At 72.5% G+C, this 13,604-nt stretch carries 12 protein-coding genes; 11 read left to right on the top strand and 1 reads right to left on the bottom strand.

Annotated elements, in window-relative coordinates; translation table 11 throughout:
- Positions 1–193: 193 nt before the first annotated feature.
- The 3 genes from ACXR2U_RS02710 to ACXR2U_RS02700 are packed head-to-tail and all read left to right on the top strand — an operon-like array spanning position 194 to position 5,147.
- Positions 194–2,227 (top strand): hydantoinase/oxoprolinase family protein, encoded by a 2,034-nt coding sequence (locus ACXR2U_RS02710; protein WP_458823384.1) that lies wholly within the window; start codon positions 194–196, stop codon positions 2,225–2,227.
- A gap of 14 nt (positions 2,228–2,241) precedes the next feature.
- Positions 2,242–3,957 (top strand): hydantoinase B/oxoprolinase family protein, encoded by a 1,716-nt coding sequence (locus ACXR2U_RS02705; protein WP_458823383.1) that lies wholly within the window; start codon positions 2,242–2,244, stop codon positions 3,955–3,957.
- A complete protein-coding gene (locus tag ACXR2U_RS02700; RefSeq protein WP_458823382.1) occupies positions 3,954–5,147 on the top strand; it encodes a metal-dependent hydrolase family protein in 1,194 nt (397 codons plus the stop codon). The genes ACXR2U_RS02705 and ACXR2U_RS02700 overlap by 4 nt, the downstream gene beginning before the upstream one ends.
- A gap of 3 nt (positions 5,148–5,150) precedes the next feature.
- Here ACXR2U_RS02700 and ACXR2U_RS02695 read toward each other — a convergent pair whose 3' ends face one another.
- On the bottom strand, positions 5,151–6,026 hold the full coding sequence (locus ACXR2U_RS02695; RefSeq protein ID WP_458823381.1) for an LLM class flavin-dependent oxidoreductase: 876 nt from the start codon (positions 6,024–6,026) through the stop codon (positions 5,151–5,153).
- A 98-nt stretch (positions 6,027–6,124) separates the two neighbouring features.
- On the opposite strand from ACXR2U_RS02695, the gene ACXR2U_RS02690 reads away from it, so the two are divergent.
- The 8 genes from ACXR2U_RS02690 to ACXR2U_RS02655 all read left to right on the top strand — a co-directional run bounded on the left by ACXR2U_RS02690 (position 6,125) and on the right by ACXR2U_RS02655 (position 13,469).
- Complete coding sequence (locus ACXR2U_RS02690; RefSeq protein WP_458823380.1) at positions 6,125–6,532, top strand: nuclear transport factor 2 family protein; 408 nt, start codon at positions 6,125–6,127, stop codon at positions 6,530–6,532.
- 12 nt (positions 6,533–6,544) lie between these two features.
- Positions 6,545–7,690, top strand: coding sequence for an NAD(P)/FAD-dependent oxidoreductase (locus tag ACXR2U_RS02685; protein ID WP_458823379.1), 1,146 nt, complete (start codon positions 6,545–6,547; stop codon positions 7,688–7,690).
- Positions 7,687–7,956, top strand: coding sequence for a (2Fe-2S)-binding protein (locus tag ACXR2U_RS02680; RefSeq protein ID WP_458823378.1), 270 nt, complete (start codon positions 7,687–7,689; stop codon positions 7,954–7,956). The genes ACXR2U_RS02685 and ACXR2U_RS02680 overlap by 4 nt, the downstream gene beginning before the upstream one ends.
- Positions 7,940–9,373: an FAD/NAD(P)-dependent oxidoreductase gene (locus ACXR2U_RS02675; protein ID WP_458823377.1), complete on the top strand. Its 1,434-nt coding sequence runs from the start codon at positions 7,940–7,942 to the stop codon at positions 9,371–9,373. The genes ACXR2U_RS02680 and ACXR2U_RS02675 overlap by 17 nt, the downstream gene beginning before the upstream one ends.
- 23 nt (positions 9,374–9,396) lie before the next feature.
- Positions 9,397–10,293, top strand: coding sequence for a dihydrodipicolinate synthase family protein (locus tag ACXR2U_RS02670; RefSeq protein ID WP_458823376.1), 897 nt, complete (start codon positions 9,397–9,399; stop codon positions 10,291–10,293).
- Positions 10,294–10,295: 2 nt separating this feature from the next.
- Positions 10,296–11,300, top strand: coding sequence for a proline racemase family protein (locus tag ACXR2U_RS02665; protein ID WP_458823375.1), 1,005 nt, complete (start codon positions 10,296–10,298; stop codon positions 11,298–11,300).
- A 15-nt stretch (positions 11,301–11,315) separates the two neighbouring features.
- Positions 11,316–12,677, top strand: coding sequence for an aldehyde dehydrogenase family protein (locus ACXR2U_RS02660; RefSeq protein ID WP_458823374.1), 1,362 nt, complete (start codon positions 11,316–11,318; stop codon positions 12,675–12,677).
- Positions 12,678–12,755: 78 nt separating this feature from the next.
- A complete protein-coding gene (locus ACXR2U_RS02655; RefSeq protein WP_458823373.1) occupies positions 12,756–13,469 on the top strand; it encodes a GntR family transcriptional regulator in 714 nt (237 codons plus the stop codon).
- Positions 13,470–13,604 lie beyond the last annotated feature (135 nt).

The raw sequence follows: 13,604 nt of genomic DNA, 5'->3' as shown, positions 1-13,604 counted from the left end.
GCGGTGTGCCACCGTCGAGGTCCTCCGCCGTGCCAACCCGGCGTGAGAGGTCTTCGCTCGTCACTCGTGCCGGCGCCGTCGTGGCGCCGCGGGACACCCGGGTACCTGCGCGTTCCACGCCGCACCCGCCAGCTCGTGCCGTCGTCGCTGCATCCCCGCGACTCGGCGCACCCACGATCCGAGAGGCCGTCCCATGCCGAGTTCCAGCCGTGTCGCGATCGACGTCGGCGGCACGTTCACCGACGTCGTCGAACTCTCACCCGAGACGGGGGAGTTGCGCTTCGACAAGGTCCCGACCACGCCCGCGGCCCCGACCCAGGGCGTGATGGACGCGTTCGGGGTCATCCACGCCGGGTTGTCCGACATCTCGATCTTCACCCACGGCACGACGCTCGGCCTCAACGCGTTGCTGACCCGCACCGGCGCGCGTACCGCGGTGATCGGCACGCAGGGCTTCCGCGACGTCTACCTGCTGGGCCGCACCGACCGCCGGGTGAACTTCGACATCACGTACCGGCCGCCGACGGCGCTGCTCGAGCGGTACGACACCTTCGAGGTGCCCGAGCGCAGCCTGTTCGACGGCACCGAACACCTCCCGCTCGACCTCGACGCCGCGCGGGCCGTCGCCGCCACCGTCGCCGAGCGCGGCTACGACTCGGTCGCGGTCGCGTTCCTGCACAGCTACGCGAACCCCGAGCACGAACTGCAGATGCGTCAGGTGTTGGCGGAGGTCGCACCCGACGTCGTCGTGACGGTGTCGCACGAGTTGTCGCGCGAGTACCGCGAGTACGAGCGCACGAGCACCGCGGTGCTCGACGCCTACGTCAAGCCGATCGTGCGTCGTTACCTCGAGACCCTCGCGGGCGAACTCGACGGCAACGGCTTCGGCGGCCGGTTCCTCATGACCCGCTCCGGCGGCGGCGCGATGACCGCGACCGCGGCCCGCGAGCAACCGGTGAGCCTCATCCTCTCCGGCCCCGCCGGCGGCGTGATCGGTGCGGCGGCGTTCAGCCACCTGGTGGGCGAGCCGAACCTCATCACCATCGACATGGGTGGCACCAGCCTCGACGCCTCGTTGGTCGTCGACGGAGAACCGGTGCTGCACCAGGGCGCGGAGTTCGAGGGCCTGCCGATCAACACGCCGTCGCTGTACATCCACACCATCGGCGCGGGCGGCGGTTCCATCGGCTGGCTCGACGGCGCCGGTGCCCTGCAGGTCGGCCCCCAGAGCGCGGGCGCAGCGCCCGGCCCCGCCTCCTACGGCCGCGGCGGGACCCAGCCGACGTTCACGGATGCGGCGCTCGCGCTCGGGTACCTCGGTGGCGGCACACCGCTCGGCGGTCGGCTCACCCTCGACGAGGGACTCGCGCAGCGCGCCCTCGAGCCCATCGCCGAGGCGCTCGGTATGGACCACCTGGCCCTCGCCCGCGGCATGGTCCGCATCTCGACCACCAAGATCATGGGCGCGGTCCGCGCGATCACGGTCGAGGTCGGCCGCGACCCGAAGGACTTCGCGCTGCTGTCGTTCGGCGGTGGCGGTGGGCTGGTCGCGGTCGACGTCGCGCACGAACTCGGGATCCCGACCGTGATCGTGCCGCCGGGGCAGGGTGCGTTCTCCGCGTTCGGCATGCTCATGGCCGACGTCCAGCACGACTTCGCCCGCACGGCCGTCATGCCGCTCGCCGATCTCGACGAGTCGATCCTGTCGACGAGCTACGGCGCGATGACTGAGGAGGCGCGGGCGGTACTCGGGTCCGAGGGCTTCGGCGAGCAGGAGCAGGTGCTCAGCCGCAGCGTCGACGTCCGCTACGCGGGTCAGGAGCACTCGGTCACGGTGCCCGTACCGGACACCGGCGACGTCGCGGGAGAGGTCGCGAAAGCCTTCGCCGAACTGCACGAACGCCAGTACGGCCACGTGATGGACGACCCGATCGAGGTCACCACCATGCGGCTGCGGGCGAGCGGCCTGGTCGACAAGCCGACCCTGCCGGAGCTCGCGCCGCGCAGCGGTGGCGCCCTCGTGGCGGAGGGCACCCGCGACGTCTACGTGTCGGCGGAGCAGCCGGCCGTGCCGTACGCGCTCCACACCCGCGAGACCCTCGGTGCCGGCGACGAGATCGCCGGTCCCGCCGTCATCTCCGAGCACACCGCCACCACCGTCATCCACGCCGGCGACGCGCTGCGGGTCGGCCGCTTCGGCGAGCTCGTCATCGCTGTCGGACGCTGAGAGGAACAGGGACCGTGAACGACTCCATCACCACCGAGGTCATCCGCCACGCGCTGCTCGCCGCCGCCGAGGAGATGGCCCGCAACCTGTGCCGGACCGCGTACAACACCGTGGTCTACGAGATCCACGATTACGGCATCGGCATCCACGACGTGCACGGGGACGTGGTCGCCGACGCGCCGGGCATCGCGATCTTCACCCGCGGCAACGACCACGGCATCAAACGGGCCGTCGAGTTCATCGGCGCCGACAACCTCCTGCCCGGCGACGTGATCCTGCTCAACTACCCGTACTGGTCGAGCGCGCACACGCTGGACCCGCTGGTGTTCGCGCCGATCCACGCGGACGGTCGGCTGGTCGGGTACGCCTCCTGCCGCATCCACGTCCTCGACCTCAAGCAGAAGGACCCGGGCTACGTCCTGGACTCCACCGACATGTCGCAGGAGGGGATCTTCTTCCCCGCCAGCAAGCTCTACCGCGAGGGCGTCGCCAACGAGGACATCTTCAACGTCATCCGCTTCAACAGCCGCATGCCGGAGCGGACGATCGGCGACATCCAGGCGCAGGTGTCGGCCTGCTTCAGCGGCGTGCAGCGCACGCGCGAGATCGCCGAGAAGTACGGCGTGGACGGCCTCGTCGACGCCATGGCCGCCATCAACGAGCACGGCGAGAAGCTCGCCCGGCTCGCGCTGGCGAAGCTGCCGAAGGGCACGTGGACGGCGCACGACTTCGTCGACAACGACGGTGTCGACCTCGACCGGTTGGTCCGGATGAACGTCACCGTCACCGTCACCGACGAGGAGATGGTGATCGACTGGACCGGCAGCGAGACCGAGGTGCGCGGCCCGATCAACATGCCGCGGGGCGGCACGGAAGCCCTGTGCTCGCTGATCTTCAAGTCGATGACGACCCCCGACACCCCCGTGGTCGCGGGGAACTTCGCGCCGATGCGCGTGGTCACCGTGCCGGGGTCGGTGATGCACGCCGTCCCGCCGATGCCCACGTTCACACTGTGGACGGGTCTGCTCGCGGGCGAGGTCATCCTCAAGGCCCTCGCGCAGGGCATGCCCGAACTGGTGCCGGCGAGCTCCGGGGGCGACGTCTGCTCGATGATGGGTCTGGGCGTCAACCCGCGCAACGGCGAGGCGTGGCTCGAGGCCACCAACGAGGCCGTCGGGTTCGGTGGGCACGCGGGAGGGGACGGCGCCGACGGGATCATGCACATCAGCGAGCCGGGGTGCCGCAACAACCCGGTCGAGGTCCTGGAGACCAAGTCACCGATGTTCATCGAGTCCTACGGCTACCGGCCGGACACCGGCGGCGCGGGCCGACACCGTGGCGGTGTCGGCGTCGGTCGGTCCTACCGGTTCACCGCGCCGTCGACCGGCATCTGCATCGTCTACAAGACCAAGACCAAGCCGTGGTCGATCGGTGGCGGCGGCGAGGGCGACAACAACCACATCGTCCTCAACCCCGGCACGGACCACGAGGTCGTCCAGGGTGGCAGTTACAACCACCTCGACACCGGCGACGTGCTGGTCAACAACACCGGTGGCGGCGGGGGATACGGCAACCCGTTCGAGCGCGATCCGGCCCGCGTGGCGGCCGACGTGCGCAACGGCTTCGTGTCGGTCGACGCCGCCGCGCAGCGCTACGGCGTCGTGGTCGACCCCGGCACCTTCACGGTCGACCAGACCGCGACGGACGAGCGGCGGAGCGTGCCGGCGTGAGCAGCCTGACCCTCGTCGGCGGGTCGGTGTTCGACGGCCTGTTGGACGCAGCGGTGCCCGCGACCGTCCACGTCGAGGACGGCGTGATCGTGTCGGTGCTGGAGCCGGGTGCGCCCGCGCCGGACGCCGACCGGGTGCTCGACGTGACGGGCCGCACCGTGCTGCCGGGCCTCATCGACGCCCACTGCCACGCCTACGGTTTCAGCCTGGACATGCTCGAGATGGAGTCGGTCCCGCTGAGCTACGTCGCGCTCGTGGCGGCGAAGCGGTTGGTCGGCGCGCTGGAGCGCGGCTTCACCACCGTGCGTGACCCGTCCGGCGGCGACGCCGGCATCACCCGGGCCATCGCGGAGGGGCTCCTGCCGTCGCCGCGGTACCTGTGGACCGGGGCGGCGTTGAGTCAGACCGGCGGCCACGGCGACGTCCGGGCCGTCGACACCGATGTGTGTGGCTGCAACAGTCACGTCTCCGAGGTCGTGGACGGGGTCGACGCGCTGCGCGTGGCGGTCCGCGACCGGTTCCGCCGTGGCGCCCACGCCATCAAGATCATGGCGTCGGGCGGGGTGGTGTCGCTGACCGACCCGATCCGGATCCCGCAGTACTCCGCGGAGGAGATCCGCGCCGTGTGCGACGAGGCGACCCGCCGTGGCAGCTACGTCGCGGCGCACGCGTACTCGCCCGAGGCGATCCGGCACGCGGTCGAGGGCGGGGTGCTGTCGATCGAGCACGGCAACCTGCTCGACGTCGAGACCGCCGACCTCATGGCCGAGGCCGGGGCCTTCCTCGTGCCGACGCTCGCCGCCTACGACGCGATGGACCGCCGGGGCGGCGAGGTGGGGATGGCTGCGGTGTCCCAACGCAAGAACCAGGAGGTGCTCGAGGCCGGGCGCAAGGCGGTCGAGATCGCCCACGCGTCCGGCGTGCGGGTCGGCTTCGGTACCGACCTCATGGGGATCCTCGAGGGTGAGCAGTTGCAGGGTCTGCGTCTGCAGGTCGAGGTCGCGGGCGTGGCCTCGACGCTGCGCTCGGCGACGTCGGTCAACGCCGACCTCATCCGCCGCCCGGACCTCGGCCGGATCCGGCCCGGGTGTGTGGCCGACCTGCTGGTGGTCGACGGTGACCCGTTCACCGACCCCTCGGTCCTGTGGGACGGCGCCCGCGCCGTCGTGCAGGCCGGAACGGTCCGCTGACCGTCACCCGGCGAGGTACTCCTGGGCGGGGACGGGGAGCCCTCGGCCGTCGGGACGTGACCAGTGCACGGTGACCTCGTCGAACCCGAGCTCACGCAGCCGTTCCGCGGTGTCGGTGTAGCGGTCCGCGCTCTCGAACGGCCACTGCACGTCGAGGGCGAACTGGGCGACGCGGCGCAGTTCGCGGGGGTCACGGCCCGCCACCTGCGCGGCCTCGTCGAGCTTCGCCGCCTGCTCGGCGAGGGCGGCGAACCAGGTCTCGGCGTCGACCTGGGCGCCGTACGGGCCGTACGTCACCCAGGCCTGGCCGAACCGTGCCGCGAGAGCCAGCGCCCGCGGGCCGGTGGCCGCGACCGTGAACGGCACCCGCGGGTCCTGGACGCACCCGGGCAGCTGGTGGGCGTCGACGGCGCTGAACCGCTCGCCCCGCACGGTCACCACGGGTTCGCGCAGCAACCGGTCGAGCAGTGCGATCCACTCGGCGAAACGGTCGGTGCGTTCCCGGCGCGTGCGGGGCGGATCGCCCAGCACCGCGGCGTCGGGGCCCTCGACCCCCGCGCCGAGCCCGACCTCCAACCGGCCGTCACTGAGCTGGTCGAGGGTGACGAGCTCCTTGGCGAACGGCACGGGGTGGCGGTAGTTCGGGGTGGCGACCTGGGTGCCGAGGCGCACCCGCTCGGTCACGGTGGCGGCGGCCGCGAGCAGGGGGACGCAGCCGTACCAGGGACCGTCGCCCAGTTGCGGCCACAGCAGGTGGTCGTAGGTCCACACCGTGCGGGCGCCAGCCTGCTCGACGGCGCGGACGTCGGCGAGGAACTCGGCGGGCGGGTGCCGGTCGGGCAGGACGATCGCGCCCCAGGCCAGGTCGGTCGTGCTCATCTCGTCCATCCGTCCTCGCCGGTGTCGGTGCTCCGGCCGAGCCTCATGGTGCCATGTCACACAGCAGCGTCATCGAACACGACGGAGAGAGGGAACACGTGAGCAGCAACCCGTTGGCCGTCTGGAAGGCCTACAACGACGCGTCGAACGCGGGCGACCACGACACCGCGGCGCGCTACCTCGACCCAGGGCTGGAGGTCCTGGTGAACGGGCGGGCGTCCGTCGCATCGATCGAGGAGGACCGCGCCGTGCAGACGGAGCTGCTGCGGCTGTATCCCGACTACCACCGCGAATTCGTCGACGGTATCGAGGTCGGCGACGTCGCCACCGTCGAGTGGCGGATGGTCGGAACGCCGTCCGAGCCGGGAGTGGTGCCGCTGGACGTGGCCGGGGTGTCGGTGGTGCGGCTGGCCGGAGGCCGGTTGGCAGCGGCTCGGCTCTATCACCCGACCGGTGCGTTGGACGTCGTCACGGCTCGAGCTCTGGGCCGATTCGATGATGTGTGACATAGTACTGACGTGACTCGGGTGGTGGTCGTGGGCGCGGGCGTCGTGGGTTCCGCGTGCGCCCGCTACGCCGCTCACGCGGGCCTGGACGTCACGATCGTCGACCGCCGGGCGGTCGCTGCCGGCACCACCGGTGCGGGCGAGGGCAACCTGCTCGTGTCGGACAAGGCTGCGGGCCCGGAACTCGCCATGGCGTTGCGGTCCCTGCGGCTGTGGCAGCAACTCGGCGACTCCCTCGGTGCCGAACGTCTCGAACTCGAGCGCAAGGGCGGCGTCGTCGTTGCGCGCACGCCCGCCGCCCTCGCCGCCCTGCGTGACTTCGCCGGGGCGCAGGCGGCGGCCGGCGTGACGAGCGAGCCGCTGGACGCCGCCGCCCTGCACGAGGCCGAACCGCACCTGGCCCGCGATCTCGCGGGCGGGGCCTTCTACCCCGGCGACCTGCAGGTGCAGCCCGCGAAGGCGGCCGCCACGCTCGTGGCCGACGCCGTCGAACACGGCGCCGACCTGCGGCTGGGTGAGGAGGTCACCGGACTGCGCGTCGAGCACGGAGCCGTCACCGGTGTGACCACGACGTCCGGGACGATCCCGGCCGACCACGTCGTCAACGCCGCCGGGACCTGGGGCGGCGAGGTGTCCGAGCGGTTCGGGGCGCCGGTTCCGGTGCTCCCGCGCCGGGGCTTCGTGCTGGTGACCCAGCCGTTGCCCCGCGTGGTGCGGCACAAGGTGTACTCGGCCGACTACGTCGAGAACGTCGCCTCCGACAACGCCGGGCTCGAGACGTCGCCGGTGGTCGAGGGGACGAAGGGCGGCACCGTGCTCATCGGCGCCAGCCGCGAGCGGGTGGGATTCGACAAGCAGGTGTCGGTGCCGGTGGTCCGGCGGCTGGCGGCCCACGCCGTCGCCTTGTTCCCGGTGCTCGCCACCGTCGACCTGCTACGGGTCTACGGCGGGTTCCGGCCCTACTGCCCCGACCACCTCCCGGTCGTCGGCGCCGACCCGCGCGTCACCGGGCTCTGGCACGCCTGCGGCCACGAGGGCGCGGGCATCGGGCTCGCTCCGGCCACCGGTGAGCTGATCGCGCAGCTGATCAGCGGGACGCCCACGGCGATCGACCCCGAGCCGTTCACGCCGAGCCGTTTCGTGGGGATCGCCGCGTGACGACCTTCGACTTCGACGGCCGGACCATCCCGTTCACCGACGGTCAGACGGTCGCCGCCGCGCTCGTCGCCGCGGGGACCTACAGCTGGCGCACCACCCGGTTCGGCGGGAAGCCGCGCGGCGTCTTCTGCGGCATCGGCGTGTGCTTCGACTGCCTGGTGGTCGTCGACGGCCGCCCCGACCAGCGGGCCTGTCTCGCCCCGGCCACCGCCGGCGCCGTCGTCGCCACCCAGGACGGAGCCGGTCACGATGACCTCGCCGTCTGAGCCGCTGACGCTCGCCGCCGCCGTCACCGTCGTGGGGGCCGGACCGGCCGGGCTCGCCGCGGCGGTCGCAGCCGCCGACGCCGGAGCCACGGTCGCGGTGGTCGACGCCGCACCCCGGGTGGGCGGACAGTACTGGCGCCACGGCCCGGACGGTCTGCGCGTCGACGCCGACCTCCACCACGACGTCGAGGTCTTCGAGCGGCTCGAGCAGGCGTTCGCACGGCACGTCGTCAGCGGCACCATCCGCCACCTCGCCCGCCACCAGGTCTGGCACCTCGTGGTCGACGACGACCGTTGCACCGTGCACGCCGTCGACTCCAGCGACCCCCTCTCCCGCCGGGAGCGCACCGTCGTCTCCGACCGCCTCGTGATCGCGGTCGGTGCCTTCGACCGACAGGTGCCGTTCCCCGGCTGGGACCTGCCTGGTGTCCTCACCGTGGGCGGCGCGCAGTCGCTGCTGAAGGGCAGCGGGGTCGCCGTCGGGCCGCGGGTGCTCGTCGCGGGCACCGGGCCGTTCCTGCTCCCCGTGGCCACCGGCCTCGCCGCCCGCGGCGCGCGGGTGGTCGGCGTGCACGAGGCCAACCACCCGGCGGGCTGGCTGCGGCACCTGCCGGCCGTGGCCTCGCAGATCCCGAAGATCCGCGAAGCCGCCGGCTACGCCGCCACGCTGGCCCGTCACCGTGTGCCCGTCCACCACCGCTCGGTCGTGCTCGCGGCGCACGGAGCCGACCGGGTCCAGGCGGTCACCGTCGCCCGGGTCGACCGGTCGGGTCAGGTCGTCGACCGCACCCGCCGCCGCATCGAGGTCGACGTGCTCGCTGTCGGGCACGGGTTCACCGTGCAGGCCGAACTGCCGCGGCAGGCGGGGTGCGAGCTGCGCCCGACCGCTGACGGCGGGGTCGCGGTCACGACCGACGGTGACCAGCGCACGTCCGTCGGGCGGGTGTTCGCAGCCGGAGAGACCACCGGCGTGGGCGGCGCTCAGCTGGCCGTCGCCGAGGGCACCGTGGCAGGCACGTCGGCCGGACGGGCGGCGGGAGCGCTCGGCCGCGTCGACCTCAGCTCCGCCCGTCGCGATCGTGACCGCCTGCAACGGTTCGCCACTGCGCTGCACGCCGTGTACCCGGTGCCCGAGGTGTGGCTCTCACAGCTCACACCCGCCACCGTGGTGTGCCGGTGTGAGGAGGTGACCGTGGCCGATGTCGACGCCGCGATCGACCTCGGCGCACGGGACACCCGCACCGTCAAGCTGCTCTCGCGCTCCGGCATGGGCTGGTGCCAGGGCCGCGAGTGCGCGTTCGCCACCGACTGCCTCACCGCGCGCCGCACCGGTGCGGCGCGCGATCCCGCCGCGGGAGCCGACCGCCCGGTCGCCGTCCCGGTCCCACTCGGCCTCGTCGCCAGCGGCGACGCCTGACCACCTCACCCAGGAGGACAAGCATGGACCGCAAGCCCTGGCACGGAGTTCTCGTCGCCACCGCCCTGCCGTGGAACGACGACGACACCCCCGACCTGGACGGCTACGCCCGTCACGTCGCCTGGCTCGCCGACCACGGGTGCCACGGTGTCACCCCGAACGGCTCGCTCGGTGAGTACCAGCAGCTCACCGACGACCAGCGCTACGCCGTGGTGCAGACCGCCGTCGACGCCGCACCCGAGGGCTTCTCGGTCATGCCGGGTGTCGCCGCCTACGGCGCGAAGCAGGCCCGTCGCCACGCCGAGGCCGCGGGAGCCGCGGGCTGCGGTGCCGTGATGCTGCTGCCCCCGAACGCCTACCGCGCGAACCGGCGCGACGTCGTCGAGCACTACCGCATCGTGGCCGAGGCCGGGGTGCCGGTGGTGGCCTACAACAACCCCTACGACACCAAGGTCGACCTCGTCCCGGACCTGCTCGCCGAGCTGTACGGCGAGGGGCTCATCGTGGCCGTCAAGGAGTTCTCGGGCGACGTGCGTCGCTACTACGAGATCAGCGAGTTGGTGCCGGGTCTCGACGTCCTCGCCGGCAGCGACGACGTCGTGCTCGAACTCGCGCTCGCGGGCTCGCCGGGATGGGTCTCGGGTTACCCCAACGCGTTCCCGGAGGCGTGTGTCGAGCTGTTCACCGCGGCGAGCGCCGGTGACCTGACCACCGCGCTGCCGCTCTACCGCACCCTGCACCCGTTGCTGCGGTGGGACAGCAAGACCGAGTTCGTGCAGGCCATCAAGTTGTCGATGGACATCGTCCCGGACGCACTCGACGGCGGACGGTGCCAGCCGCCACGCGGCCCGCTCTCCGAGGCGGACGTCGCGGTGGTCCGCGACGCCACCGAGAAGGCACTCGCCGCGGGCCTGAAGTAGCCGTGCGTTCCGTCCGCACGCTGCACGCGGTCGACTCCCACACCGAGGGGATGCCGACCCGGGTGGTCGTCGGAGGGGTCGGCGTCATCCCCGGCGCCACGATGGCCGAGAAGCGCCTGCACTTCATGGCCGAGATGGACGACCTGCGCACCCTGTTGATGTTCGAGCCGCGCGGGCACTCCGCCATGTCGGGTGCGATCCTGCAGCCCTCGACACGCGAGGACTGCGACTGGGGCGTCGTGTACATCGAGGTCTCCGGCTGCCTGCCGATGTGTGGTCACGGCACGATCGGGGTGGCGACGGTGTTGGTCGAGACGGGCATGGTCCCGGTCGTGGAACCGGTCACGACGATCCGGCTCGACACCCCGGCGGGCCCGGTGACGGCCGCGGTGCAGGTCGAGGACGGCGCGGCCCGGTCGGTGACGATCGAGAACGTGCCGTCGTTCAGCGTGGGCCTCGACCTCACCGTCGACGTGCCCGCGCTCGGCGGCGAGGTCGGCTACGACCTGGCGTTCGGCGGCAACTTCTACGCGGTGGTCGACCTCGACCGCGTCGGCGTGCCCTTCGACCGTACCCACCAGGGACCCATCCTGCAGGCGGGCCTCGCGATCATGGAGGCCGTCAACGCGTCCGACCGGCCGGTGCACCCGACCTCACCCGAGATCGGCGGCCTGCACCACGTGTACTTCACGGCTCCCGGCTCCACCGCCGCGCACTCGCGGCACGCCATGGCGATCCACCCGGGCTGGTTCGACCGCTCGCCCTGCGGCACCGGCACCAGTGCGCGCATGGCGCAGCTGCACGCGCGCGGTGAACTGGCGCTCGACACCGACTTCGTCAACGAGTCGTTCATCGGCACCCGCTTCATCGGCCGGCTCGTGCGCGAGACGACGGTGGGCGGGATGCCGGCGGTCGTGCCGACCGTGAACGGCCGGGCGTGGGTCACCGGCACCGCCCAGTACCTGCTCGACCCGACCGACCCGTTCCCCGCGGGTTTCGCCTTCTAGAACGCGAGGATCCTCGTGCTGACCTCCACCTCACCGCAACGGCCCGACGACGTCGTGGTCTCGGTCCCCGCCGCCTCCGCCGCCGACGTCGAGAAGGCGGCGGCCACCGCTCGCGACGCGCAACACGACTGGGCCCGCGACCCCGGCCCGCGTGCGGTGGCGCTCACCCGCGCCGCAGACGTGGTCGAGCATGCCGCGGACGAACTCGCCGACCTCGTGGTGCGCGAGGTCGGCAAGCCGGTCACGGAGGCTCGCGGTGAGGTCGCCCGGTCGGTCGCGATCCTGCGCTACAACGCCCAGCAGGCCCTCGACCCGTCAGGCGACACGTTCGGCGCGCCGGGCACGACGCTGTCGTTCACCACGCGACGACCGCGGGGGGTCGCGGGGCTCGTCACCCCGTGGAACTTCCCCTTGGCCATCCCGCTGTGGAAGGCGGCCCCCGCGCTCGCGACCGGCAACGCGGTGTTGCTGAAACCCTCGGAGGAGTCGACCGCCTGCGCGCTGCGCCTCGGCGAACTGCTCGCGCCCGTGCTTCCCGAGGGGCTGTTCGCCGTGCTGCCGGGTGGAACCGGGACCGGCCGGGCCGTGACCGGTGCGGCCGACGTCGTCTCCTTCACCGGGTCGACCGCGGTGGGGCAGCAGGTGGTGCGTGACGCGACCTCGCGCGGCGTGCGGGTGCAGGCGGAGATGGGCGGCCAGAACCCGGCGATCGTCCTGCCGGACGCCGACGTACGGGTCGCGGCCGCCTCGATCGCCGCTGCGATCGCGGGGTTCGCCGGCCAGAAGTGCACCGCCACCAAGCGGGTGATCGTCGTCGGCGACGCCACCGCGTTCACCGACGCGCTGGTGGCGGCGGTCGAGGCGCTCGGTGTCGGCGACCCGGCCGAGCCGGCCGTGGCGGTCGGACCCGTCGTCACCGACGCGGCCCGCACGCGCGTGCTCGACGCCGTCGGGTCGGCCCGTGCGAGTGGGGGCCGGGTGCTCACCGGCGGCACCGCGCCGGCCGGCGCCGGGTGGTTCGTCGCGCCGACGCTGGTCGACGGTCTGCCGGCCGACCACCTGCTCGAGTGCGACGAGGTGTTCGGGCCGATCTGCACGGTCGCCGCAGTCCCGACGTTGGAGGCGGCCGTCGAACGGGCGAACGCCGTGCGGTTCGGACTGGTCGGCGCGGTGTACGGCCGTGACCTCGCCGCCGTGCTCGACGTCACGGGGCGTCTCGCCACCGGGATGATCAAGGTCAACGCGCCCACCACCGGGGTCGACTTCTGGACGCCGTTCGGTGGCGTCAAGGAGTCCGGCTACGGCGGTAAAGAGCAGGGCAAGGCCGCCGTCGACGTCTTCACCACCACGCACACGGTCACGATCGCCGCGGGCTGACCCAGTGCTGTGTGACATGTCAGATGCGACCCAGCCCTAGACTCCAACCGCTCACCGACGCCCGGAGGTCACACCCGCATGGCCGTACGCGACGCCACCCCCGGGCCGACCCTGGGCGCCGTCGCCCAGCGCCCAAGCCTGCGTGAGGAGGCCATCCGCACCCTGCAGGCTGCGATCGTCGCGGGCGAGTTGCGCCCCGGGATCGTGTACTCGGCGCCCACCCTCGGCGCGCAGCTCGGCATGTCGGCGACCCCGGTCCGCGAGGCCATGCTCGACATGGTGAAGGAAGGCCTGGTCGAGGCCGTCCCCAACAAGGGTTTCCGGGTGGTCGCGCTGAGCGACGCCGAACTCGACGAGCTCACCGAACTCCGCCTGCTGGTCGAGGTTCCGAGCGTCGGGCGTGTGGCGGCGCGTGGGCTGTCCACGAGTGAGCACGCCGCCTTGCGCAAGCTGACGGTGCTCATCGAGCGGGCTGCGCGCAGAGGCGACCTCATCACGCACAACCGGGCCGATCTCGAGTTCCACACGGGTCTGCTGGCCCTGCTGGGCAACCACGCGCTGGTCGATCTCGTGCGTTCGCTCCGCATCCGGTCGCGGCTCTACGGCCAGGCGTCACTGGCGGCAACCGGGGAACTCGCGCCCAGCGCCCACGAGCACGTCGACCTGCTGGCGTTGGTGCAGGCCGGGGACAGACGCGGCAGCGAACGGCTCATGCGTCGCCACATCGGCCACGTCCGCGGGTCGTGGGCGGGCCACCCGGCACGAGACGCAGGAGACCATCCACCGTCCTGACAGCGGTACGTCGTCTCTCCGGCACTGCCTCGACGCTCTGACGCGCTGTCCCGCGCAGGCGTCGTCCAGGACGACGTGTTCGCCCCTGTGCACCTTCAGACGCACGAGGGGGTCATGACGACCCCAGCGGTGTCG

It is taken from the genome of Jatrophihabitans sp. YIM 134969, assembly GCF_054456675.1.
This window is presented reverse-complemented; position numbering and strand designations above follow the sequence as displayed.